Source organism: Planococcus sp. APC 3906, assembly GCF_030407685.1.
In the GTDB taxonomy this organism is placed as follows: Bacteria; Bacillota; Bacilli; order Bacillales_A; family Planococcaceae; genus Planococcus; species Planococcus koreensis.
Window position 1 is genome coordinate 1 of the sequence record NZ_JASDCW010000013.1, and the last position, 24673, is coordinate 24673.

The window sequence follows — 24673 nt, forward strand, 5'->3', positions numbered from 1 at the left end:
AACTGCAAATGTATAATATATGTATACATATTCCTTGAAGAAAAAAGGGATACCATTCTGACTGGAGGTATAATAATGTCATTTATTCCGTTTGTCGTCGGTATCGTTTATATCATCATTCATTTTTTTGCTAATGTACTCCTCCCGTCAAAAAGATTAAAGCGGATCAGATGGTTTTCTTTTTCCGGGGGACTTGCTGTTTCTTACATTTTCGTATACCTACTCCCAACGCTTCATAAAGAGCAGGCTAATATTGAAGAGCCTTACCGTCATTTGACCATGGAATCGGAGATTTATTTTGTTGGACTTATCGGCGTCGTTGTTTTCCACGGACTTCAGATTGTTATCACACAGAATTATGTATCCCATACCTCCTCGTTTTGGTCCGCGATTTCTTTTTACGCATTATATAATGCCCTCGTTTCCTTTACAGTTCTTTCTTTTGAAGTTTCTGTTATTCAGGCAATCTTTTACTGTATAGCGATCGGCCTGCATTTCATTGCAGTAGCGCATGATATGTGGAGAGAATTCCCTGTAGAATATAATAAATACGGAAAATACGTACTTGCATTGGGAATCGTCGCCGGCTGGATTTTTGCCCTTACTGTAAACCTAAACCCTATCCTAAATTCAATTGTTTTCGCTTTTATCGCTGGAGCAATGATGTTTCACGTATTTACACATGAGTTGCCAAGCGAAAAAGAAACTCACTTTCCTACTTTCGCAGTTGCTGTCGTCATATACTCTGCCCTTACGATGTCTTTGAAATTTTTCTTCGAGTGGTAGAAAAAGTGCGATCGGTTTTCGTGTTGTTTTATGTACCTAAGAAAAAGGCTGTTCACATCCCGCAAAAAGCCCTACTATAATTAAGCAGACATCCTTAGAGAATGATAATCATTAAGGCAACCTGCTTATTTATTTAATGCTTGTAAGAAATTATCTTAATATCACTCAGAATTTTTAAATATTAGGTTTACATATGAGGGATTATCGGAAGCTATAAAAATAGAAGGGAGAGAAGAAGCCGATAAGGCATATCTTCTCTCCCTTTGTAATTGCTTCCTAAAAACTACATTTACTGCCTCGTAGTGTGGAAACGCATTCGTGTAATCCATAGTGTTGTTACTGAAATAGGCTCCACATTGTGGCAAACACATTTTGACTCATTTTAAAAATACACAACTATAAACCCGTAATGGATAGATCCATCCTTGAGTAAAGTTAGGCGGATCCTTGAACGGTCATCTTAGTGAAGAGACAGCTCTGTGTATTCCTTTATTCCGGGAGTTTCCGATCGGGTCGGAGTTTTGTTCACAGGGGAGAGGTTCTGAGTTATTCAGCTCTCCTAAGAAGGTATACAATACGGCCATATCTGGAAGCGGCTCATAATTCTAAATGTCGTTATCCCAATCAATACTAATATAATTCCCATTTATCACGAAAATAGTCAAATTATTGTTTATTTTAATACAATTGTGATAGCATTATTTCAAAGAGGTTTCATATTTTTAGTTAGGATGTGAAATTTTTAACAGTTTTCGGTACTGGATTTCAGGGGACTGAAATTTAATATATATCCAGTTAAATATTTTAGAAATGGGGAGGAAAAGCAATGGCGAAGGTTTCGTGGTCAAGATTAATGTTCCTTACAATGCTGATTTTTGTATTGGCTCTGGCAGCATGTGGCAATGAGGATACTTCAAACGAAGAATCAACTGCTGATTCGGATGCTGCAACAGAAGAAGGTGTTAAAGAGGGCACTGAAGAAGGCGCTGAAGAAGTCGCTGATGGAAGTGCAGAATCTGCCCCAAAAGTTACTGAGTTTGAACCAGCATTTCCAGAACAAACAAGAGCACCTGCAGTAGTGACTGAAACAGAACTTGATGTGGAAACTGTTGTTGAGGGTCTTGGCGTGTCTTGGGGGATGGAAGAGTTTGAACCAAACCGCTTACTTGTTACGCAAAGAGATTCAGCAGAACTTCTAATTGTAAACCTTGAAGATGGCTCTGTTTCAGATCCAATCGAAGGTACACCAGAAGTGAATAGCGAAGGTCAGGGTGGGTTGCTTGATGTAACCATTGCACCTGATTTTGACGAATCAAGATTGGTATTTCTGACGTTTTCACAAAATGCCGAAGATGGTACTGTAACGGCTGTCGGTAAAGGTGTTTTATCAGAAGATGAAACCTCACTAGCAGATTTTGAAGTGATCTTCCAAGCATTGCCAGCATATGATGGTGATTTGCATTATGGTGGACGTATTATCTTTGATGAGGAGGGCAACCTATTCTTGACAACTGGTGAGCGTTCAGATGATCCAATTCGCGAACGTGCACAAGACTTGGATGCTTACTTGGGTAAAGTAATTCACATTACACAAGATGGAGAAGCAGTAGGAACAAATCCATTTGTCGAAGATGAAGACGCACTGGATGGCATTTACAGCTACGGCCACCGTAACATTCAAGGTGTGGACTTCAACCCTGAAACAGGAGACTTATGGATTGTTGAATTCGGTCCACAAGCTGGGGATGAATTGAATATTATTGAACCAGCTAATAACTATGGATGGCCGATTGTTTCTTACGGTATCGAGTACACTGGTGAATTAATCAATGATGGTATTTCAGAACACGAAGCGCAAGGCTTTGTTGAACCAAGATATTATTGGGATCCGACAAGTGCGCCAAGTGGTATGGCATTCTATGACAACGACGCAATTCCTGAATGGGAAAACAACTTGTTCATCGGTGGTTTAGTGTCGAGCTATATTGCACGTGTCGTTATTGAAGATGACATCATCGTTGGGGAAGAACGTTTATTGTCTGAAGAAGGCGAACGTTTCCGTGATATTCTTGTAACTGAGGATGGCGCGCTTATTTCAATTACTGATGGCGGTAAGATTTACAAGATTACTGCAGCAAGTTAAGGTGACTTTGAAATAGAAGAAGACGCTAAATAATTTAGTAGTCTCTAAAAGCTCCCAACCATATGTCAATGTCTGAACTGAAACCCGAATTGGGGGCACTTTTAAAGTGTCTACCATTCGGGGTTCAGTTCTTTATTCTTTTTAAGATTTTTTGAAGATAAGAAAATTAATGATGGACAGGAATACTTTAAGTGAACTACTACAAATTTTAATTAGTGTGCTAAATAAATGTTGACGGCTGGAAATTCCGATGGTATATTTAGTGGGCTAAATAGATAAACCTGCTGGAGGGAAAGCAATGAAAGTCTCCGTAGATTGTGATATCCGTGAATCTTTGGATAAAGTATCATCCAAAATGCGCCGGGATTATAGTGAAAGCTTACGAGAAATTAACCTTTATGTTGGGCAGGACAATTTGCTCGCCCGTTTATGGGAAGGTGATGGCATCACCCAAATGCAATTGGCTGATCATTTGAAGTGTGAACCGCCTACTGTCACCAATATGGTTAAGTCGCTGGAACAAAACGGATTTATAATCCGTAAGCGCGATGGGAAAGATGGTCGGGTCATGCGGATCTATCTGACTGACAAAGGGAAAGAGCTGGAAAAGCCGGTTGATTTCAAATGGAAGCAGCAGCAAGAAAAATTGCTGAATGGCATTTCACCGGAAGAGCGTTTGGTCTTAAGGGATTTAATGAAGCGGATGGAGAGTAATTTATTTTAATTTCTCTTCGAATACTTATTTAGCAGGCTAAATAATGTGTGGTAATGCCCAATCGCTATAGGCGTTAATTCCTAGATGATCAAGACTTATTTTGTTAGTAAGCTAAATAAATGCAAAGAAATAAGAAGTGCAGGAAAATCTGCAAGGCTTGAAGATAGTACATTTACATGCTTAGAGGAACGTCACGGAATAAGTGTAAAAAAGATCGGCCTTTGTTTAGACTCAAAAACGATCCATTTAACATCAAGTGGCAAGTAGAGTAGCAATCAATTAGAAAGACTGTATTTAGCAATTTATAAGTTGCGGAAAAAAATATCTATGCGGGTTTATTGAAAATAAAGGAGAATATTAACATGACAAAACAAAAACAGATGCAAATGGCATTACAAATGGTTTCCGGCTACGGAGGCGAATTCAGCGCTTGGAGAATGCCGGGCACCGATCCGGCAGCCTATACGAATATGGACAATTATGTGGAACGGGCGAAAATAGCGGAAAAAGGGAAATTCCAGATGATCTTCATTGCGGATACACCGGCATTAACCGTTGATTTGGGACCCCAGACACCAAGTTTTCCGATGGATCCGATGCTTGCCCTTATGGCGGTGGCCAGGGAAACAGAACATATCGGACTGGTGGCAACCCATTCCACAACGTTTAATTATCCCTATAATATTGCCCGCCAGTTCAAAGCGCTGGATGTCATCAGCCACGGCCGTGTAGGCTGGAATGCGGTGACTTCATCCACGCCAGCAGCGGCAGCGAATTTCGGTATGCAGGTGGCCAGCCGACAAGAACGATATGCAAAGGCGCATGAATCGATCCAGATTGTCCAGGCATTATGGGGCAGTTGGGGGGAAGACGCTTATACGCTGGATGCAGCAGGCGGGGAATTTGCCGATATGGAAAAAATTCAGCCGGTCAATCTTCAAGGACAGTATTACGCTTCCCGCGGCCCATTGCCAATCCCTCCTTCAGAGCAAGGCCAGCCGGTACTATTCCAAGCCGGCGGCGGAGCTGAAGGGTTGGAATTAGCGGGGAAATACGCATCCGGTGTCTATGCGAACCCATACGACATTGCATCTGCACGTGAACACCGGCAAGCGCTCCGGCAAAGTGCAGCCCGTTTTGGCAGAAATCCGGATGACATCAAGATGTATGCCGGCTTTATGTTCTCGATTGGCGCGACGGAAGAAGAAGGCCTAGAGCGGCGGAGACAGTTAATGAGTTTCAATCCGGAAGAGATTCCTAGCCGGGTCAGCTATTTGGGTTCTATGGTGGGGTTACGGCTATCGGTAAACACAATAGATATCGATCAGCCTTTGCCGGCTGACCTGCTAGCACGCGCGTTTGCCAATCCGCAGGATCCCCGTTCTCCCCGCGCTTTGCAGTTGGTGAAACAAGGGCTCTCCATACGGGATGTGCTGGCGCATGGCGTCATCAATTACCACCCGGTCGTTGCCGGTACCGCGGTTCAAGTGGCAGACTTCCTGGAAGAATGGTTTTTGGCAGGCGCGACGGATGGTTTTTCGGTTGTTCCGGATATGGCCTACGACGGCGTAGCCGATTTTGTGGAGCAGGTGGTTCCGATTCTGCAGGAGCGCGGTTTGTTCCACAAGGAGTATGAAGGGAAAACACTGCGTGAAAATATGGGCGTTCCTTATCAATACGGAAGTATTGAGGATAAATAATTTATAAACGAGAAGGTTTTAATAAATCATTTTCTACAATTGCTTAAAGTAATAAAGAAAATCTGGAAATAAACAAATAGCCGTTCAGGCTTTTGTATTTTAAATAAGACATTGAAAAAAATAAACCATTATTAAGTTAATCAGGTTACTGGGAGAGAGAAAAAATGAAGAAACAATACAATACAAAAGCGATTTTGGCATCGCTGCTCATCGTCGGGTTTGTGGGCATGTTCAGCGAGACCGCCTTAAACATCGCGATGGTGAATTTAATGGATGTGTTCCAAATTTCGGCGGCAACCGCACAATGGCTAACGACCGGATTTTTGCTGACGCTTGGTATTTTGATGCCGATCAGTGGCTTGCTGCTGCAAATGTTTACCACAAGACAAATGTTCGTTGGGGCGCTTATTAGCTTGATTTCCGGGACTTTAATTGCGGCTCTAGCGGTCAATTTTGAGATGCTGATGGTGGCCCGGGTGCTGCAGGCTGCCGGTATGGGCTTGTTGCTGCCCCTTATGTTCAACACCATTCTGGTCATTTATCCTCCGGAAAAGAGGGGAGCGGCCATGGGGTTTGTCGGACTGGTCATCATGTTTGCACCAGCAACCGGACCGACAATCGGTGGTCTGTTAATCGAATACTTGACTTGGCATTATATTTTCTGGTTCTCGCTGCCATTCCTCGTGATGGGGCTGTTGATCGGGCTGAAGTATTTGGAGAACGTCACCGAAGTGACAAAACCGCGGATCGATTTGTTTTCAGTCCTGCTGTCAACTATCGGTTTCGGAGGAGTGGTCTTTGGCTTCAGCAAGGCGGGTGAAGGAGAAGCGGGATGGGGCAGTATGGTCGTGATCACGTCTATCATCATTGGGCTGACTGCGTTGTTCTTCTTCGTCCTGCGCCAGAACTCGATGAAAGACCCGATGTTGAACCTGCGTGTGTTCAAATTTCCGATGTACGTGGTCGGACTGCTTCTGGTCATGATGAGCATGTTGATTATTATGTCGAGCATGATCATCCTGCCGATGTTCCTGCAAACAGGGGCCGGACTGTCTGTTTTCATTGCCGGACTGATGCTATTGCCTGGCAGTGCTTTGAACGGGTTGCTTTCGCCATTAATCGGCCGCTTGTTTGATAAATATGGACCGAAATGGCTCGTCATTCCAGGACTTCTTCTCGTGACGACGATGTTATGGTTCTTTACCACATTAACTACTGCTTCATCCGTGGCGTTTATCGTAGCGCTGCATGTCGGGTTGATGGTGGGGATTGCAATGATTTGGATGCCATCCCAAACGAACGGATTGAATCAGCTGCCGCCCGAATTATATCCACACGGTACGGCGGTCATGAACACGCTGCAGCAAGTAATCGGTGCAGTCGGTACGGCGGTTGCCATCAGTATTTTGACTGGGGGTATGGATACTTATCTACACAATTCTTCCGCACCGGCTCAGCCGGCAGAAATGGCGAATGCGATGGCTTCGGGATTGCAAAACGTCTTCTTGTTCACAGTGGCGATTGCTATGGTCGGCCTGATCCTCGGGTTCTTCATTCGACGGGTCGTAGTCCGGAGTGAAATGATCAATTCGCCACATTGAGATTTTAGAAACACTAAAATTCTTAAAAAAATACAGATTTAACTTAAAAGAAGCGTAAACTATAGTAAATTAATTTTAATAGCTAATTAGTTTACATATGACCATATTATTAGAAGGAGCATGAATACAGAGGGAGAAAAGAGGCTAAGCAAATAGCATATCTTTTCTCCCATTTTGTCTTTAAGAGGTATCTTTCCAAATGATTTTCGGCAATTAATTAATGCAAGTTTTAATGATAAATCTAAAGAGTATTTTACTTCATCGATGAGTATTAAGTTATCTTCCGATTGGTGCAAAGTGTATTTTTTCAATAAGAAGAACAACTGCTTCCTTTTGGAAGAAGAACTTTTTGGCTCTAAAAAATGTTTAAATGAACCCAAATCAAAATCAAGACTAAACACCAACACCTATTGAATGTGAAATTAGTGTAGTATGTTTTCTTAAGGAAACAGGATTGAATTCTATTATCTAACACAGCAGTCCCTGGATCCAGTTCTTAGCTGCCGGCAGATTGCACTCGCTGGAATCGTTCATTAATTATAAACGGGCGGACGAGATGATGCTAAAGTTGCTTTTTTTATTTCACAGAATATAGGAGGATCACATAATGATTCATAAATTCACCAAGAGAGCCAACGCGATGAAACCTTCGGATATGCGGATCATCTTAACCGCTTCAGAACAACCCAATTTGATTTCTTTTGCCGGCGGACTTCCAGCAGCAGAACTGTTTCCCATGCAGGCCCTGAAAACGGCAAGTGAAGCTGTTCTGACAGAAGACGGACCGGTTTCGCTTCAATACAGTCCGACCGAGGGCTTTGAACCGCTCCGCCGAAAAACGCTTGAACGAATGAAAGCAATCGGCATACAAGCGAATTTGAACCAAGTTATGATTACGTCGGGTTCCCAGCAGGCGATTGACCTAACGGGACGCCTTTTTCTGGATGAGGGGGATACGGTCATCTGCGAAAGCCCAACCTATCTGGCGGCGCTTAACGTTTTCAACATCTGCAATGCCAATATTGTAGACGTAGAGATGGATGAGAACGGCATGCTTATGGAACTATTGGAAAAAAGGCTTCAAGAAAATCCCCATGCAAAATTCATCTATACGATACCAGATTTCCAAAATCCCACCGGCCGTACGCTGAGCCTGGATAGAAGAAAGCGGATGCTGGAGCTGGCTCAACAATACGACGTATTGATTCTGGAAGATAATCCTTACGGTGCCATCCGCTTTTCGGGAACACCAATTCCGCCGATCAAGCATTTCGATAGAGAAGGCCGCGTCATTTACATGAGTTCTTTCTCTAAAATATTCGCACCAGGGCTTCGGCTTGGCTGGATTTGTGCCGATGAAGTCGTCATCGAAAAATACATGGGATTCAAGGAGTCCGCGGATATGCATTCCGATGGCTTTGCGCAGCGGCTCACTTCGAAATACATGGAACAGAATGATATCGATGTGCATATTGAAAAGATCAATTCCGCTTATCACGACAGATGCAACACGATGCATGCCTGTGTCAATCAATACTTTCCCGACGCGGTTTCCTGTGTGAAACCGGAAGGGGGATTGTTTATTTGGGTGGAACTTCCCGTCAATGTGGACGCGAGAAAGATCTCGATTGCCTGTCTTGAAAACGGCGTTGCTGTGCTGCCGGGAGAAGCCTTTTTCGCAACTGGCTCACAAAAAAATGCGCTTCGGTTAAACTTTTCAAACTCTTCAGAAGAACGAATTGTTGAGGGCATGAAGCGTATCGGAGAAGTACTGCATCAAGAATTAAGCAGAGAAGCTACGGTGAAATAACCCGTCTTTTGCTTTTTTTCGAAGGTTAGTCAGTGTGAACGATAATGGTGATGAAAAAGTTCGTTTTGAACTTGATTTCCTCAGAAGACAGGTTACATTCTCTAAGGGCATTACACATGCGAGAAAAAAGTATTCATAAGATTAGTTGGCACATCAGCAGTTTATCGGAAGCTGCTTAAGTAGAAAGGAAAAGCAAAGACTGTACAGTGCATCTTCATGGTCTTTTGTCTGCAAAAATACTTTTTTATGGAAAACTCAATATAGTACTTTGGTAAGTAGAATATAAAGTTTTTATTTAAGACCTCGGGTAAATTGCCAAAAATAAAAAAGAAGATGAATTACAACATTTCATCTTCTTCTTTATTCGAAAAGCCTATTGAATAACAAATCGTGATGCCGAGCAAAATGACACTTAAGCTGTTCAAGAAATTGCAGTTAGAATCAGCCCGATTGAAGCGTAAATAATTACAGTAAAGTAAATGCCGACCATGTGCACTAAGGAAAATAAGAACATTTTATTCGCCCAGACTTCGATTCCCGCCTTGTGTGAGCCAAATAAACTCAAGCCTAGCCAAATTAACCCTAAAATCAGTGAAACCAAAGTCAGGCCCAGGCTTAACGGCAAGAATAACAAGCTGGAAAACACCAACAAAATTAGATACGTGTTGGTTTGGAGGTAAGTGCGTTTTCTGCTTTTTACGACTGGCAGCATGGGAATATTGGCAGCAGCATAATCTTCATGCTTGCGAATGGCAATCGCATAAAAGTGAGGCATTTGCCAAATGACGAGTATTAAAAATAAAGCCCAGCATGCAGGATGCCAAATATCCGGCCCTACTGCAGCCCATCCAATCAAAGGCGGCATCGCGCCTGAGATGCTCCCCACTTCTGTATTCCAAATGGTATAGCGTTTTGTCCATATGGTATAAGGGATCACGTAGAAGAATATGCCCAAAAATCCAAGAAAAGCGGCTAATGGAGCTGCCAGGTACAATAAAACGAGCCCACTGCCTAACAACAGAACTGCAACGATTCCCACTTTCTTAAGTGGTATGGTGCCGGTAACGGTTGGACGATTTTTTGTTCGTGCCATTATCGAATCAATGTCGCGGTCATAAATATTATTGAATGAACCAGCTGCTGCAATAACGGCAGCAGTACCGAAAAGCGCAAACATAATATTTGCGATATTGTCTACAAAACTGTATTGATACGTATATAATGCAAGCATAAGTCCGGCGAGCATTGGAATCAAATTTGACTTGATGATTCCGGTTTTCACGACTTGTGCCCATAAATTTTTTTGGGATTGTTCTATCACTTTTCGTTCCAGCTCCTTTATGTCTACAAAGGTTAATATACCTTACTTGATAAACCAATTTCTAAAGAATAATTTTTTTTATGTATACATATGAACATTCTAAGGCTAACTCGACAAAGTAAGTGGAATTTTAAAGCGTTTGACGGTTATGAACTTTTTGGAAGTAAGGGAAACTTTATCGGAATGGAGAAGTTGATTTTCAGTTGCTTCTCTTTGTGCTTCGGCCGGAATATTGACGACCTCCATATTGTGGGAACTTATAACCTGATTTTCAACGTGGCATTGATGGTGCAAGAGAGCATCGGCTATGCGCTGTGCCTGGATAAGCTGGTGAATACAAGCGGAGACAGTGTGCTCTGTTTTAGGCCATTGCTGCCGAAATTGGAAGTGAACTTAAACGTCATCTGGAAAAAGCATCAAATGTTTTCCCAAGCCGCAGATTTGTTTATCGAAAACCTTCAGGCTGCCATACAGAAATCCAACTCAAGTGGGTGATCAGAAGGGGAGAAGCTAAACGAGGGGTTTCTTCTTTTTTTGCATGAAAAGGGAGACTGGCTCATTGTCTCTTAAAGAACCGCTGGGATAAATGAAGAAAGCAAAAAAGCCCCTCCATTTATTGTTCGGTTGGGCTAGTTTCAGCGATGAGCCAGTATTTGTTGCACCATTTGAAGTTTTGCCGCTCGAAGTTTCCGTTCATAGGGATCAGTCTCGGACGCTGGCTTGGCAAGATAATCCTCATAGTACTTGATCTCATAATAGAGTATTTCCTTTACTTCCCTCACCATGTGGCGTTTGGACTTCTCCACCTCGACTTCGATCTTTGCATCCTCAAACTCCACGGGGTTCCGCTGGGCAATTTCCGAAAGGATGACATCAATCGACCGGGTGTCCGGTTTTTGGAATTCTTGCAGCCGCGTTAATCTTTTATACAATTTCTTATTGCTAAACATTTTAACCCGAATTTTGCAGTATCTCATGGTACAAATGCTCCTTTCAGTTGCGTGTAACTTATTTTAACATTTAGTAATGCGAACAAATTTATTTCTTTTATAGGATCTAAACCTTTTAATTTTTGAAGGTATGCAAAGTAAATGGCTGTGAGACAAAAGAAGGAAAGGGAGTTAAGATCTTTGGTCGATAAAGAAACGCAGAATAAAGTGAATTGAAAAAGAGAAAGGGGGGAGTGCCGATTTCAGCCGCCTCTTTCTCTTTAAATTTTACCGATGAATCTCTGTATAATGCTCATTCTCGCTCTTGAAGCTGAAGCCAGCTTTCCAAAAACTCCTGCTGGTCCCCTTCTATTTCTTCTTCAAAAAAAGCGGCAAATACGCGGCTGTCAACATATTGAAAGCGGAATTGCTTCACGTATGCCGACAAAAAGCTGAAAGCTTGTTCTTGTCCGCCAATCCTTTCAAAAAACTCCTGCAGCAAAAGCGGCGTTTTCCCATAAACCGTAGAGTAGTATTGTCCGTCCGGAAATTCGCTCAAAGCCAAATTGACAACGGCATCGGTGGAATTCGTCTCGGCCAGTGATCTGGAAAAACCGAACGGGTCCATGTCTGCGTTTTGTTCCAGATACATGGACGCCGCCCATTCTGAAATGCTCTCATCCAGCCATGCGTCTGTATAAGGATCGTTGGCTACTAGGTAATAGAACCATTGATGGGCAATTTCATGGACGAGGGTGTGTTCAAATTCTTTGGGGCTGCTGCTCACTTCAATGATATTCGGATATTCCATCGCCCCATCATTGCCGATGACATCCAGCTCTGCGGCAGGATGCTCCGCAATTTTTTCTTCAAAAAAGCCGAAAGCGTCTTCCGCCACAGCCAGCATATTAGCTGTGAAATCCGGTCCATCGGCAGGTGCGAAAATACGGATAGCGGTGTTATTGATGCTCGATGTCTCCGTATGCCAAGCGTTGGGATCCAGGAATGCCAGGTAGAAATCTTTTATGTTGCTGCCTGTTAAGGTGCCTGTTGACATCGGTGCTGCTTCACCGTCTTGCGCTGAGCTGGCGACCAGGTATTCACCGGGCAATTGATACGCGATTTCATAGTTGCCATAAGACGTGTGATACGATTCGCCTTTGCTGTCAAAGTCGTGGATTTTCCAGCCATTGTCGTAATGGCCTAGCATCGGGTACCACTGCGCCAAATAGAAATTATTTTCGACTTGCGCCAAGCGGAGGCCGTTTTCAGGAAGCTTGAGCGTGTAGTCGATTTTCACGGTCTTCATCTCTTCGGGCTTTAATTCTTGCTCTAATTGTAAGAGAAGGCGGTTGCCGTCAAGTGCATACGGAATTTCCTGGCCATCCATATGGACTTTTGATATCGCCGTTTCGGCACCGTCTGCCATCACTTCCGGCTTATTGGCAGCCGTCAACGCATTCGGAATGAAATAAAAACCGATATCGTTCCAGGAATCCTGCGACTCATTTTTGACGTCGATTTCTGCGTGTATTTGGAAAACATCTTCTCCGTTCAAGTCCATTTCAATCCTGTATGCGGCGCTGGCGCCAGGCTTCAGCGGACTGGCCGCTGCAGTTTCGGTAAGCGGGATTTCCACAACGACAGGGCTCGGGTAAAATTCGCCCTTCGCCACAAAGACAGCGCGATCGAGATCTTTTGGGACTTCATATGTCAACACGGCCGTCATTTTATTGGGCAGCAAAAATTTATACTGGTTGAGCCATCTTTCTTTTCCTTTGGTCACATCCATATGGACAACCGAATACTTCGTCCCTTTGTCGTCGATGAGTTTAAAGGCCCTCGGTTTGTAGGTAGTGGAGGAGCCATCGTTTTCTCCAGGAAGGTCGAGGATCACCGGGAAAGAAATCAATCGATTTTTTTCATTCGACACTTTTACATCGGAAGGCGCTGCTACAAGCGCACCTACTCTAAAGTCTGCTGCTGCATCGGTCCCGTCTCCCAATACATACGAGCGGTAAGCCGTTTCCTGAAGTTTTTCGATTTCGCCGGCAGCCGGTTGCTGGCTGTCTTCTGAAGCTTGGCTTTGCTTCGGTTCATCTTTTTTGGATACATCCGCCATTACTTGTCCTTCAGTACCTGTTGTAGCTTGTTCAGAAATGCTTGCACTTGATCCATTATCAAATTCAGGCATTGTATACAGAAACAGCGAGGAGAGACCGACAAGCAAGGCCGCTCCTGCAATGCCCAAAGCCGATTTAAATTGTCTTTCCACTTTTTTCGAATTATGCAGCGTGCCATTGATCGCCTGATAAGGCAAAGTGCGCGCCGCTTTCTGTGCGGGGAGCAGGGCACCGAGCACACCGGTCACAACCGGAATCATTAAGGTCAGTGACAGGAACCCGAGTTCTTCGATCGGCAGTTGGCCATATAGGGAGTAAATCAGAACCAGCGAAATCGCTATTCCGATTACCCCACCTGCCAATCCGGTGAGAATGCCTTCCCATAAAACAAGCATACGCACGCTATTATTTTGCCAGCCGGTTGCTTTTAACACCGCAATCTGGGATTGCCGTTCGGAAACGTTCTGCCACATGATCTCGGTCGTCGTCAATATCGCGATCAATAAAGCGACGCCCATTGCGACATAATGCATCGTTCCGACTTCCAGCGCGACGAATTCTCCGAGCCATGTCGCGTAGAGAACGCCTTTCAAACGGAATGTCACGAACAGGAAGAAGATAAAGAGGCTGGTCGGAACCGCGATGGCGAGAACGGACAGCACGCTGCGCTGCCATTGCGAAAACAAATTGTTGAAACTCATGCCGATAACAGATTCCGAACGGACAAACCGTTTCGCCCGGTGCGAAACTTCGCCGGAACGCATGGACTCAAACGGTTGGATCCGCCGTATCAATGCAATCGGGATAAGGGAGCCAAGCCAGTAAATGGCGAGTCCGCTCAAGCCGATTAAAAAGACGCGGGACGCCGAAGTGTCGACACTGCCGGATACAAAAAATAAGCCGAGAATAAACCAGCTGATCAATGCCACAAGCATGCCGAGGATGGTGGCTTCCCAAAACAGCAGTTTTGATAATTGAGAAGGGCGCCAACCCAGCGCCAATAAGACGGCGAATTCTTTTTTTCGGGCGACAAGCATAATAATGCTGGAAGCGAAAACGTAAACGACGGCAACCAGAATGACACTGGCAATCACACCACTCAAGCCAATTTTGGCTTCTTTAAAAATGGAAATCGACGAACCGATTTTAATCCATGGCTGTTGAACCCAGCCAAGGCCCTCTTCTTCTCCAAGGGAGGGGAGGTGGGTTAATGCCAGCTGCGGGGAAGAGCCCAGCGTGATGTCAGTTATAAGACCGGTTTTTTGCTCGATTTCGGCAGCAACATCCTGTAAGGCTTTTTCACTTTCCGCATCCATCAATTCGACGCCTTTTACGTTGACGCGGATCGCAGAAATCGGGGTTTCCCCTAAAATTTGAGCAGCTGCTTCAAGTGTTGTCAAAACCAGTGGCGGCTTTGTCAAAAAGCCATAATCATCGTTGGTCGGTTTCATGTCAGCGGGAGGATTGACCGGAACTTCTTCCGCATCCATCACCCATTGCGCTTTGGCTGGGAAATAAGTTTCCATCGGCAGTTCCGTCAGCGGATCTTTGGAAATTCGGAGATTCTGCGGATCGAATACGCCGACAAAATCCAAGCGCAATTTTGGCCAAGCTGAACTGTCAACGCTGTAAGGATTAAATTGGCGGTACATGTTTTTGATGGCCCATGGTGAATCTTCCGGAAGTTCAAATGGCTGGACTTCATAGGCATAAGGCCATCGTTCCGAAAAGGGGCTGGTGACAGGTGAATAGTTCACAGTAGAAGGTTTTAATGCAATCCACGCTTGATCCGGGACGGTCATTATCCCATCATCAGAAGGATTGAGAACCTTTTTGATCAGTTTTTCGTGTACATCGGTTGTCTGGTAAGTAAATTCTTTAACGGGTGTCCCTTTAAGCGTGTCGAGGTATTTCTCTTTGCCTTTTGCTAAAATGTCTTCAGCAATGGCTTGCTGATCTTTGTCAAAAGGGATATCGAGTTTTTCAAATCGATAAGTGATTTTGGCATTTACAAAATCCTGGTTGCTGATCAAAACCGGAATTCTGTATTCGGGAACGCCCATCACTTCTCCTGTGGCGGAGAACGTATCCTCTTCATCAAAATAACGGCTTGACTCACTCGGGATGATCGCTTGATCCAGCCCGGCCATTGCGGCTTCGGCTTCGGGATCTATGCCCGCAATCATGATGGAAGTACCGTAAGACAAATTCGGGATGCCCGGTGAAATGCCATAATCGATTGCCACTTCACCACCGGGCTGCCAAGCGCCGGCTGTCACATAAACAGAAGTTTCGTCCACTTCGATTTGGGCTCCAGTATTCGTTTCTTCGGTCATCTTCATGCGGTAAATGCCAGGTTCAGTAATAGCGGGATTTTCAAGGTCTACATAATTCGTGTTCGAACCGATCATCGCGATCGGAGCGGCAATTTCAACCTTGGCCATCGCCTTGATCTGCTCATATTGCTGAAGTGAAATGCCCCCTTCCAGCCCGCTCAAATAATTCGGTTCCAGCAGGTTCAATTCTTCCGTAACGCTGCGGCTGCCTTGCGGACGGACGACAATGTGATAAGAAGATTTCCATCTCTTTTGCAGTTCTTCTACGACGGTACCGTTGTTGGCCTGTGTAACACCGATCAAATAACTTAAGCCCGTACTCAAGATCAACACGCCGACCATGAGCAGGATAAAGCGCTCTTTGTTTCGCCACCAGGAATTCCAGATAAACTTAAGCATGATGAATTACCTGCGAGTCGGCAACGATTTCGCCATCGCACATCTCAATTTTGCGGTCGGCTCGGTCGGCCAGTTGCGGATCGTGCGTCACAAACAGAACGCCGCATCCTTTTTCCCGATTCAATGCATGCAGCAATTGATAGATGATTTCGCCGGTTTCGGAATCCAAGTTGCCGGTCGGCTCATCCGCCAACAGCCATTTCGGTTGATGGACAAGTGCGCGGGCGATGGCAACTCGCTGCTGCTGGCCGCCAGAAAGCTGGGAAGGCAGTGCATTCGCTTTTTCGGGCAGTCCGACCATTTCCAATAATTCCAGTGCGCGTTGTTTTTTGTTGTAACTGACTTTTCGGCCAAACAGCGGAGCCATGATGTTCTCAAGCGCAGTCAAGGTGGGAATCAAGTGAAATTGCTGGAAGATGAAGCCGATGTTCTGAAAGCGGAAATCAGCGAGCTGGCGGCTATTTAGCCGGTTGACCGGTTCACCGCCGTGCAGCAGCTCGCCTGAAGTCGGATCATCGAGTGTGCCTAAAAGGCTGAGCAGGGTGGACTTCCCAGAACCGGAGGGACCGATAAATGAGATGAACTCGCCGTCTTCGAGTACGAGATTAATATTTTTTAATACATTTGTTTTAACGCCGTCACCTTGAAAAGCTTTTGCTAATTTCCGGCATTCGATTGTCTGGTTCAATGTATACGCCTCCATCAAAAAAGTTGATAAATTTTACCTATTCCAAATATACCAAATTTTAGCGCATGTAAAAGATTTTTTATCATCATCAACCAATTAACTAAAATCAGCTGGTTCATATAATGGGTTCTCGTTAAGAAGAAGCAGGATCGCATTCTTCTATGTTAATGTTGTAAATATTAGTTCCGAAAAGAATTTTAATGGCTCATGCAGATTCTTGTATAAGCTATTTTATTAATGAAATCGTTGCTGGAATTAGTGAAAAAACTGGAGTTCGTCAATGGTGAATTTTTAAGAAGTTTTTAAATTCAATAACATAAATAGCTTAAATAATTGTCTTGCCGTATAAAAAATCCAAATAGTTTTAAAAATATTTATTTGGTAAAGTAAAAGAAAAATCATAGAAAGTGGGGCAGTTTAATGGGGAACAAGAAAATAACAAGAAGAAATCCAAAGGGCATGCCAGAACCGGTCGGCAATTATACGCATATCACCAAAATTCCACGAAATGCTGAGTGGTATGTAGCCTCGGGCCAAGTCGGGATGGATGAGGACGGCAGCTTTCCGGAGAGCATGAACCGACAAATCAGCAACACTTTCAAAAATATCAAAGTCATCTTAGCTGCAGAAGAATTGGAAGCCTACCATATTGTCAAAGTGAACATCTGGGCAATCGAACAAATCGATTGGCAATGGCTGAATCAGCAATGGATCGATTTATTTACCGATGAATTTCCGGCGATGACGATCGGCTATCTAGTTGCATTGGGGTTACCAGAGATAAAAGTGGAAATTGAAATCTGGGCTGCTAAACCATAAAGGGGAAGTGCGGCAATGTGCAGCGTACAAGCTAGAGTCTGTATGTTCCTTAGTTCAGAAGTATGCTATCAATTTCTACCTAGAAGTTTTCTTTGCATAAAGAGCCAGTATGCAGAAGAGTTTAGAAAGAATTGGAAAAATTAAATAGCTTTCTTCACAAGTCCTTAGTATATTTGATAAAGAAGCTTATAGAGGATATTCAAAGGAGTGCAGGAAGTTGTCGTATTATGTTGTCTTGGGATTGACGTTTATCATTACGTTGTCTTGGTGTTATTATTTTTGGAGGATGCTGCGGCGAAACGAAAAACGGAGGTTTGCCTTCCATATCATTTTTTTCGGTACGTGATACCGGCGTTTCTGCTTTTTGCATTTGGCGTGACGTTTGTTTCGTATGCGATGGATTTGCCTGCGGTCATTGCGAAAGAACCGTCCCGCTATGAAGGCGCATGCGAAATCGTTATGGAAGAGCTTGAAGAGGATGTTTTCACGGTCGAAGCAATGTTCGATGATACGTGGGCTGAATACGAGCATGACCAGGTTCCGCTGATCAAAGAAGGCGATTATTACTGCGAAGTGGATTACTATCCAGGCTCGAGCATAGGCACCAGCTTAAAACTTTATCTGGAATCGGGCGGCAAAGCGGTGCAGCTTAAATAAGTCTTCCGCGTTTCCATTCAATTGGATGCAAGCAGTTGAACAAGAATAAAACACTCATCATTTAGTTTGTTTATAAAAAATTCTCTTTTAAAGACGCCTTTTTAAAGACGTCTTTTTTTATGCGATGAATTTCATAGCTTTCATGTTCATGCCCGGAAGTTGGTTTCAAAAAAACGGATTCTTAGCAAAAAGTAAGCGAACACTGCTTGCCTAAGAGGTAGCTGCATCAAAAGTATGTGTTATTTTGCATGAAAAGGGTATTATACACCAAGTGGAAAAATCCCTTATTCAAATAAGTATATGAAGAATAGTCTTTAAAATTTTGAAAGCAGGTGTAAGAATGAAATTTTATAAATACATTGAACTGGATGACAACATTGTCCATGGTACTTTAGAAAATGGACATTCGTTCTGGGAAAAAGAAATCCGTGGATGGAACGATAATGAAACTTTCATAGATATGACTTCCATAGTCAAAATCCGAGCCATCGATTCTCAAGATGAACCGGAAAAGAAAATAAAGGTCGATTACTCCCGCTCTGATATGGAAGAGGACTTGATGATTGGCAAGCTCGTAGATCGGGCAAAAAACGATTTGCTGGCGGCAGGACCAGCCGTTCAGCGATAATTCCATCCAGCTATTTACCAAAGGCAGCCTCCAGGGCTGCCTTTTCCTATTCTCTCTTTTCCAGCGGGGATCAAAGATATTACATGATGCCAAGCTCTGGCAAATAATCTGTGAGCCATATTTCCGATTTATGATTGGTGAAATAAATCATAAAAAACTGATTAATGAAAATATTTATGTTAGTATTAATTTATTATTTTTAATAAAAATTTATTAAAAGTCTATTAATATTAATCTCTTTCATTTGAGACATGAAATAGCATATCTCGTCAGCTGAACCTTTACATATTCAGATAAAACTTAGCATATGCGCAAGCGATAGTGCACCGAGGGATGGAGGTGAGATATATGGCTGCTAAAACCAAGCATAAAAAGAGGAAATGGTTGCTATGGAGTCTTGTTGCCCTTGTCATTGCAGCAATTGCTGGAGCGACTGTTTTTATGCCAAAAGGAACCGGAGCTTTCCAATCTGAAATTGCCGAAACGGGAGATATCACGACTTACCATCTTTTTCCGGGGACCATTGACTCCAAAAATAGAGAAATTGTGATAAGTGATAAACCGATGGAAATCTGCGAAGTGAAAGTGAAGCAAGGCGATGTAGTTAAAAAGGGCGAGGTCCTGTTCGTGTCGACTCTAGGCGAAGAAATCAAATCATCAATAGACGGTGAAGTTACACAAATTCGAATCAAGAAAAATGCCCAAGTGCCAGCAGGCATCGAAATGATCAGCATAGTGGACTATGTTAATTTCAAAGCCAACGTGAAAGTTGACGAATTCAGCCACAAGTATTTGAAAATTGATCAGAAAATCAGGGTTGCCATCAACGCACTGGGCAAAGAACTAGCTGGTACTATCACCGCTATTTCAAGAGAAGCACGGAATGAAAATGGTGTCTCTTATTTTATTGCGGCGATTGACCTCGAACAGGATGATGGACTGCGGATCGGCATGAGTACAGAAGCGAAGCTTGTTAAAGCAGAAGCAAAAGAAGTGACTACGCTGCCGATGGAAGTGATTCTTTTTGATAAGGAGAACCAGCCATATGTGCTGCTGCCATCAGAGGAAGGGGAGCCCAGAGAAGAACCTATTACGACCGGAATCAATGACGGCATGAGAGTCGAAGTGAAAAGCGGCGTATCGGTCGGCGATGAAGTCATGCGCGCACTTGACGAAGAAGGGTTATTGCAGCAGCTCTTCTGGAGGAGATGAGAATCATGGCTGAGCAAATTTTGAAGATGACCGGCATCAGCAAGTCCTATTTCTTGGGTGGAGAAGAGCAAATGGTTCTCAAAAATATCGATCTGTCCATCAATAAAGGGGACTTTGCGGCGATCCTCGGGCCATCCGGTTCCGGGAAATCCACATTGATGAACATGATCGGCTGCCTGGATACTCCGACAGAAGGCGAGTACACCTTGTCACAGCAAAAAGTTCAGGAACTGGATGAAAAAGAGCTGGCAGCGATCCGCAATAAGGAAATCGGCTTTGTTTTTCAGCAATTTCATCTGCTGCCTCTCTTAAGTGCAAGGCATAATGTAGAACTGCCGCTGATTTATGCAGGCGTCCGTGAAAAAGAACGGGAACAGCGGGCAACCGAAATGTTATCAAGAGTCGGTCTTGAAGGGAAAATGGAGCACCGGCCCAACCAGCTTTCCGGTGGCCAGCAGCAGCGTGTGGCCATTGCCAGGGCGATGGTCACCGAACCGACAATCCTGCTTGCCGATGAACCGACCGGTGCGCTTGACCAAAAGACTGGTCAGCAAATCATGGAGCTCTTCCACCAATTAAACAGGGAAGGGAAATCGATTATCATGATTACTCATGATGCGGAAATCGCAAAAAATGCGAAACGGATCTTTCGCATCCTGGATGGACTGCTCACGGAGGAGGAAGCCGGATGCTAAGGGAAAACTTGAAAATGAGCTGGATGAACGTAGTCCACAACAAAATGCGCTCAGCCTTGACCACCCTGGGCATCGTTATTGGGGTAAGTTCCATAATTGCGCTGATTACCATCGTCAGAGGTGTTACAAACGACATGACCAATGATTTTGCTACGTTCCAGGCAGATCGAATCATTGTAACAACTGTGGGTACTCCTTTGAAACAGGGATTGCTGCCGCAAGATATCGAGCGCCTTGAAGAAATTGACAATGTGTCCGGAGTGTCGCCGACCGTTACAGGCTTCACTAAGGTTGCAGCTGCAGGAGGCGTCAAAGAAGATGTGAGCGTGAACGGGAAAAACGATGTCTATTTTTCGAAAAACAAAGATTTGATCCAAACAGGTAGAGGGATCAATCCATTAGACATTCAAAGTGAAAACAAAGTAAGTTTGATCGGCTCTACGATTGCCCGTGAATTATTTTTTGGCAAAGACCCTATCGGTGAAACCTTGTTGATCGGCGGCATGAACTTCACCATTATTGGCACACTCCAACAATCGCATGCTTTCTCATCGAGTTCCATTAATGAGGCAGTCATCGTCCCTTACACGACATCGATGCGGCTGCTTGGAACCAATTCCATCATGGCGGCAGATGTCTATATGGATGACTCCAAGGAGTCTGAAAAGACCTCGCGCGCGATCGAAGCCGAACTGAATGAGTCGTTTATAAATCAAGGTGAAGGATTTCTGATCCGCAATACGCAGGAAATGCTGGCAACAATCAACCGGATGATCACGACGCTGTCTTTGCTGATTGTGGGCATTGCATCCATTTCGCTGGTGGTTGGCGGTATTGGCATTATGAATATGATGCTCGTATCTGTTACAGAAAGGACCGCGGAAATTGGACTCAGGAAGGCATTGGGAGCGGAACCGAAGCGAATCCAGCAGCAATTTTTGATGGAAGCCATCTTTTTATCGCTTATGGGCGGAATCATCGGCGTCGTAACCGGTGTCATGGGAGCCTATGCAATCTGTGCATTAATGGACACCAGTTTCTTGCTGTCACCCTTAACCATCATTTTGGCTCTGGGCTTTTCCACAACGATCGGCATCGTTTTCGGATTCGCTCCAGCTAGAAAAGCATCTAAATTGAATCCGATAGAAGCTTTGAGGCGTGTATAGGAGTGACAGGCTGTTGGGCAATGATTTCTTTATAATGAAGAAGCAAAGCAGTTTATTGCTGCCTTTGCTTCTTTTTCGGTATGATGAAGAAAAGCAGAAGGGTGAAAGAGGTATTTTCACTGTGCAGCAAGTGCCTTTTGTTAATAAAGCCATAAGGCGAGTGATGAAATGTCAAATCTCGAAGAACATCCTGCAACGCACAAAAAGAAAAGAAAAGCTCCATCAAAAGGCAAGATGCGGATCATCAAGAAAATCGGGATTTATTTAACACTAATAATCGCCTTGTTAGGAGTGGTCCTTTTGTTGTTTTTAAATCTCCATCCTTCTTTTGGCGCTAACCCAAGCAAGGAACAAGAAGTGCTGTATAATACGTTTGATAATTATAAGGACGGCAAATTTGTCAATCAAGAGTCAACGATAGAAGGCGGCAGCGCGGGTAGCCCCTCGGCACCGCAGAACTCTAATTCATCACCCAGCGCAACAAGTCCATCATCCGGTGAACTTCCTGTTTCTGAGATTAATTGGGACAAGATTAAAGGCGAAGAAGACAGCCTGACATGGCTGGGCCATTCTGCATTTATATTGAGTCTTGATAATAAGAAAATCCTTATCGATCCTATGCTGGGCAACAGAGCTTCACCGGTTTCCTTTATAGGGCCGAAACGCTATAGCGAGGACCTATTGGATATTGTAGAAGAGCTGCCGCCGATTGATGCAGTCTTTTTCACGCATGATCATTACGACCACTTGGATTATGCCTCAATAAAAAAACTGAAAAGCAAGGTCGCTCATTTTTATGTTCCATATGGCGTCAGTAATCATTTGATCCAATGGGGAGTTGCAAAAGAAAAGATTACGGAACTTAATTGGTGGGATGAACATGAATTCCAAGGATTGACCATCGCCTTGACGCCGGCCAAACATTTCTCAGGCAGAGGGATTTTCAACCGGAATTCGACGCTTTGGGGCGGCTGGATCATTCTTGGAGAACAAACCCGTTTCTATACCAGCGGAGATGGCGGTTATGAAGGGCATTTCAAGGAAATCGGCGATAAATACGGACCTTTTGATATCGCATTAATTGAAGGTGGGCAATACGATACACGCTGGCCAGAATCCCATATGCTTCCTGAAGAGTCCGTACAGGCCAATATCGATGTACAAGGCAAGAACATGCTGTTAACACATTGGGGTGCTTTTACGCTTGCGCGCCATGGCTGGACAGAGCCGATCGAACGGGCCGTACAAGCTGCTGCAGAAAATGATGTTGATCTTCTGGCGCCTCAAATCGGGGAAACTATTGGGATGGATGGAAGATTGGCTGTTCCTGCTTCAGCATGGTGGAAATGAGAAAACCGATTAATGCCAACCCTGTATTCGAAAAAAATAGAGTTAGGAGAAAACCGACATGATCCGATTCGAAAACGACTATGCAGAAGGCGCACATCCACGTATATTGGAGCGCTTGATGGAAACCAACGAAGTGCAGACGCCGGGCTATGGCACAGATGATTATTGCGAGTCTGCCAGAAACCTGATCAAGGAAGCCTGCGGCGATCCAACTGCGGATGTCCATTTCCTGGTTGGCGGAACACAAACCAACACCACAATCATCTCGTCGATCCTGCGCCCGCACCAAGGCGTTGTTTCTGCGCATTCCGGCCATATTGCGACGCATGAGACGGGTGCGATCGAAGCGACTGGCCATAAAATACTGCCATTGCCGAGCAGTGATGGAAAAATCGATGCCGAGCAGGTTAGGGGAGTTTACGAAGAACATTGGAACGATGCCACCCATGAACACGTTGTCCAACCCGCGTTGGTTTATATCTCCAATCCGACGGAATTCGGGACGCTATACAGCAAATCCGAGCTGGAAGCGCTGCGGAGCGTGTGCCTTGAATGTGGGTTCACGTTAATGATCGACGGTGCGAGATTGGGGTATGGTTTAGCCGCGGAGGGCAATGATTTATTGTTGGAAGATATCGCGAAGCTATGTGATGTTTTTTACATCGGCGGAACGAAAATTGGGGCATTGTTCGGGGAAGCGGTTGTCATTACAAACCCAGCGTTGAAGAAGGACTTTCGTTACTTGATCAAACAAAGAGGAGGACTCTTGGCAAAAGGGCGTATTTTGGGCATCCAATTTGAAACACTGTTCACAGATGGGTTGTACCTGGAGCTATCCAAGCATGCAATTGATGCGGCAATGACGATCCGAAATGCTTTTGAAAGCAACGGATTCGAATTCAAGTATCAATCAAAAACCAATCAGCAATTCCCGATTCTACAAAACGAACAGATTGAACTTTTGAGAAAAAAGTATTCATTCCATAAATGGGAAACAGTCAATGAAAGCGAAAGCGTCGTCAGATTTTGCACGAGCTGGTCGACCAAAAGGGAGCATGTAGAGGCGTTAGTGAAAGATATTGAGTTGTTGGCAATGCAAAAATCAAAATGAATTTAGAGAAGTTCTTGAAAGAAATCGTCAGGAAAGATAACTGGCATAAAGGTGAAATCGATCGTGTAGATTTAAAATGAAGAAACTCGAAGTGGAGGGCTCACGTGAAAATAGTTCAATTTAACAAAGAGGCAGGAAAGCGAGTAACAAAATTTGATTCTGATTTTGTTATGTCACGTATTACACAGACTCAGAAATCAGCGCACGTAGCTTGTATGTACTTAGAAGCAGGCGGAGTAATTGGTTTTCATGAAGCTGTTCTGCCTCAACTTCTATTAGTTGTCGCTGGAGAAGGCTGGGTTAGGGGAGACAGTAATGAATACATAAAGATCCACAAAGGCCAAGCAGCCTTCTGGAATAAGGGAGAATGGCATGAAACCAAAACATCAAATGGATTAACTGCAATTGTAATTGAAAGTGAGGAGCTTAACGCTTCATCGATGAAATTATAGTGAAATCGTTATTAAAATAAAACAAAAAGGGA

The 24673-nt window shown here is 44.1% G+C and carries 20 protein-coding genes; 16 read left to right on the plus strand and 4 right to left on the minus strand.

What is annotated here, in order from left to right; translation table 11 throughout:
- Positions 1 to 75 precede the first annotated feature (75 nt).
- From QMA09_RS09060 to QMA09_RS09085, 6 genes are all read left to right on the plus strand, one after another.
- Positions 76 to 786 carry a hypothetical protein gene (locus QMA09_RS09060; protein WP_290212849.1) on the plus strand — a complete coding sequence of 237 codons (711 nt, stop codon included), beginning with the start codon at positions 76 to 78 and terminating at the stop codon, positions 784 to 786.
- Between the two features lie 826 nt (positions 787 to 1612).
- Positions 1613 to 2929, plus strand: a complete 1317-nt coding sequence (locus QMA09_RS09065) for a PQQ-dependent sugar dehydrogenase (RefSeq protein WP_290212850.1) — start codon at positions 1613 to 1615, stop codon at positions 2927 to 2929.
- Positions 2930 to 3227: 298 nt separating this feature from the next.
- Entirely contained in the window at positions 3228 to 3653 is a 426-nt protein-coding gene (locus QMA09_RS09070; RefSeq protein ID WP_135502251.1) for a MarR family winged helix-turn-helix transcriptional regulator, read from the plus strand.
- Positions 3654 to 4006: 353 nt separating this feature from the next.
- Positions 4007 to 5344, plus strand: a complete 1338-nt coding sequence (locus tag QMA09_RS09075; protein ID WP_290212851.1) for an NtaA/DmoA family FMN-dependent monooxygenase — start codon at positions 4007 to 4009, stop codon at positions 5342 to 5344.
- Between the two features lie 164 nt (positions 5345 to 5508).
- Complete coding sequence (locus tag QMA09_RS09080; protein ID WP_290212852.1) at positions 5509 to 6945, plus strand: DHA2 family efflux MFS transporter permease subunit; 1437 nt, start codon at positions 5509 to 5511, stop codon at positions 6943 to 6945.
- A 607-nt stretch (positions 6946 to 7552) separates the two neighbouring features.
- On the plus strand, positions 7553 to 8755 hold the full coding sequence (locus QMA09_RS09085) for an aminotransferase-like domain-containing protein (RefSeq protein ID WP_290212853.1): 1203 nt from the start codon (positions 7553 to 7555) through the stop codon (positions 8753 to 8755).
- Between the two features lie 421 nt (positions 8756 to 9176).
- On the opposite strand, the gene cyoE is transcribed toward QMA09_RS09085, so the two are convergent.
- Complete coding sequence (gene cyoE / locus QMA09_RS09090) at positions 9177 to 10037, minus strand: heme o synthase (RefSeq protein ID WP_421958243.1); 861 nt, start codon at positions 10035 to 10037, stop codon at positions 9177 to 9179.
- Positions 10038 to 10259: 222 nt separating this feature from the next.
- Between cyoE and QMA09_RS09095 the strand changes: the two genes are divergently transcribed.
- Positions 10260 to 10571 (plus strand): type 2 periplasmic-binding domain-containing protein, encoded by a 312-nt coding sequence (locus QMA09_RS09095; RefSeq protein ID WP_290212854.1) that lies wholly within the window; start codon positions 10260 to 10262, stop codon positions 10569 to 10571.
- A 140-nt stretch (positions 10572 to 10711) separates the two neighbouring features.
- Here QMA09_RS09095 and QMA09_RS09100 read toward each other — a convergent pair whose 3' ends face one another.
- The 3 genes from QMA09_RS09100 to QMA09_RS09110 form a co-directional block, all read right to left on the minus strand.
- Positions 10712 to 11053, minus strand: a complete 342-nt coding sequence (locus QMA09_RS09100) for a hypothetical protein (protein WP_290212855.1) — start codon at positions 11051 to 11053, stop codon at positions 10712 to 10714.
- 265 nt (positions 11054 to 11318) lie between these two features.
- Complete coding sequence (locus QMA09_RS09105; RefSeq protein ID WP_290212856.1) at positions 11319 to 15863, minus strand: FtsX-like permease family protein; 4545 nt, start codon at positions 15861 to 15863, stop codon at positions 11319 to 11321.
- Positions 15856 to 16551 carry an ABC transporter ATP-binding protein gene (locus tag QMA09_RS09110; protein ID WP_241666137.1) on the minus strand — a complete coding sequence of 232 codons (696 nt, stop codon included), beginning with the start codon at positions 16549 to 16551 and terminating at the stop codon, positions 15856 to 15858. The genes QMA09_RS09105 and QMA09_RS09110 overlap by 8 nt, the downstream gene beginning before the upstream one ends.
- A 420-nt stretch (positions 16552 to 16971) precedes the next feature.
- Here QMA09_RS09110 and QMA09_RS09115 point away from each other — a divergent pair, with 420 nt between their 5' ends.
- From QMA09_RS09115 to QMA09_RS09155, 9 genes are all read left to right on the plus strand, one after another.
- Positions 16972 to 17370: a RidA family protein gene (locus tag QMA09_RS09115; RefSeq protein ID WP_290212857.1), complete on the plus strand. Its 399-nt coding sequence runs from the start codon at positions 16972 to 16974 to the stop codon at positions 17368 to 17370.
- 207 nt (positions 17371 to 17577) lie between these two features.
- Positions 17578 to 18027: a hypothetical protein gene (locus QMA09_RS09120; RefSeq protein WP_290212858.1), complete on the plus strand. Its 450-nt coding sequence runs from the start codon at positions 17578 to 17580 to the stop codon at positions 18025 to 18027.
- Positions 18028 to 18367: 340 nt separating this feature from the next.
- Complete coding sequence (locus QMA09_RS09125; protein WP_290212859.1) at positions 18368 to 18655, plus strand: hypothetical protein; 288 nt, start codon at positions 18368 to 18370, stop codon at positions 18653 to 18655.
- 348 nt (positions 18656 to 19003) lie between these two features.
- Complete coding sequence (locus QMA09_RS09130; RefSeq protein WP_290212860.1) at positions 19004 to 19867, plus strand: efflux RND transporter periplasmic adaptor subunit; 864 nt, start codon at positions 19004 to 19006, stop codon at positions 19865 to 19867.
- A gap of 5 nt (positions 19868 to 19872) precedes the next feature.
- A complete protein-coding gene (locus QMA09_RS09135; protein ID WP_290212861.1) occupies positions 19873 to 20562 on the plus strand; it encodes an ABC transporter ATP-binding protein in 690 nt (229 codons plus the stop codon).
- Entirely contained in the window at positions 20556 to 21728 is a 1173-nt protein-coding gene (locus QMA09_RS09140; RefSeq protein ID WP_290212862.1) for an ABC transporter permease, read from the plus strand. The genes QMA09_RS09135 and QMA09_RS09140 overlap by 7 nt, the downstream gene beginning before the upstream one ends.
- A 234-nt stretch (positions 21729 to 21962) precedes the next feature.
- Positions 21963 to 23078, plus strand: coding sequence for an MBL fold metallo-hydrolase (locus QMA09_RS09145; protein WP_290212927.1), 1116 nt, complete (start codon positions 21963 to 21965; stop codon positions 23076 to 23078).
- Positions 23079 to 23136: 58 nt separating this feature from the next.
- Positions 23137 to 24189, plus strand: coding sequence for a threonine aldolase family protein (locus QMA09_RS09150; protein ID WP_290212863.1), 1053 nt, complete (start codon positions 23137 to 23139; stop codon positions 24187 to 24189).
- 104 nt (positions 24190 to 24293) lie between these two features.
- Entirely contained in the window at positions 24294 to 24641 is a 348-nt protein-coding gene (locus tag QMA09_RS09155; protein ID WP_290212864.1) for a cupin domain-containing protein, read from the plus strand.
- Positions 24642 to 24673 lie beyond the last annotated feature (32 nt).

Coding starts and splice junctions, on each gene's coding strand:
- QMA09_RS09130 (WP_290212860.1), top strand. CDS start 19,004: ATGGCTGCTAAAACCAAGCATAAAAAGAGGAAATGGTTGCTATGGAGT.
- QMA09_RS09075 (WP_290212851.1), top strand. CDS start 4,007: ATGACAAAACAAAAACAGATGCAAATGGCATTACAAATGGTTTCCGGC.
- QMA09_RS09145 (WP_290212927.1), top strand. CDS start 21,963: ATGCGGATCATCAAGAAAATCGGGATTTATTTAACACTAATAATCGCC.
- QMA09_RS09070 (WP_135502251.1), top strand. CDS start 3,228: ATGAAAGTCTCCGTAGATTGTGATATCCGTGAATCTTTGGATAAAGTA.
- QMA09_RS09115 (WP_290212857.1), top strand. CDS start 16,972: ATGGGGAACAAGAAAATAACAAGAAGAAATCCAAAGGGCATGCCAGAA.
- QMA09_RS09140 (WP_290212862.1), top strand. CDS start 20,556: ATGCTAAGGGAAAACTTGAAAATGAGCTGGATGAACGTAGTCCACAAC.
- QMA09_RS09095 (WP_290212854.1), top strand. CDS start 10,260: ATGGAGAAGTTGATTTTCAGTTGCTTCTCTTTGTGCTTCGGCCGGAAT.
- QMA09_RS09135 (WP_290212861.1), top strand. CDS start 19,873: ATGGCTGAGCAAATTTTGAAGATGACCGGCATCAGCAAGTCCTATTTC.
- QMA09_RS09060 (WP_290212849.1), top strand. CDS start 76: ATGTCATTTATTCCGTTTGTCGTCGGTATCGTTTATATCATCATTCAT.
- QMA09_RS09105 (WP_290212856.1), bottom strand. CDS start 15,863: ATGCTTAAGTTTATCTGGAATTCCTGGTGGCGAAACAAAGAGCGCTTT.
- QMA09_RS09125 (WP_290212859.1), top strand. CDS start 18,368: ATGAAATTTTATAAATACATTGAACTGGATGACAACATTGTCCATGGT.
- QMA09_RS09100 (WP_290212855.1), bottom strand. CDS start 11,053: ATGAGATACTGCAAAATTCGGGTTAAAATGTTTAGCAATAAGAAATTG.
- QMA09_RS09150 (WP_290212863.1), top strand. CDS start 23,137: ATGATCCGATTCGAAAACGACTATGCAGAAGGCGCACATCCACGTATA.
- QMA09_RS09080 (WP_290212852.1), top strand. CDS start 5,509: ATGAAGAAACAATACAATACAAAAGCGATTTTGGCATCGCTGCTCATC.
- QMA09_RS09065 (WP_290212850.1), top strand. CDS start 1,613: ATGGCGAAGGTTTCGTGGTCAAGATTAATGTTCCTTACAATGCTGATT.
- QMA09_RS09085 (WP_290212853.1), top strand. CDS start 7,553: ATGATTCATAAATTCACCAAGAGAGCCAACGCGATGAAACCTTCGGAT.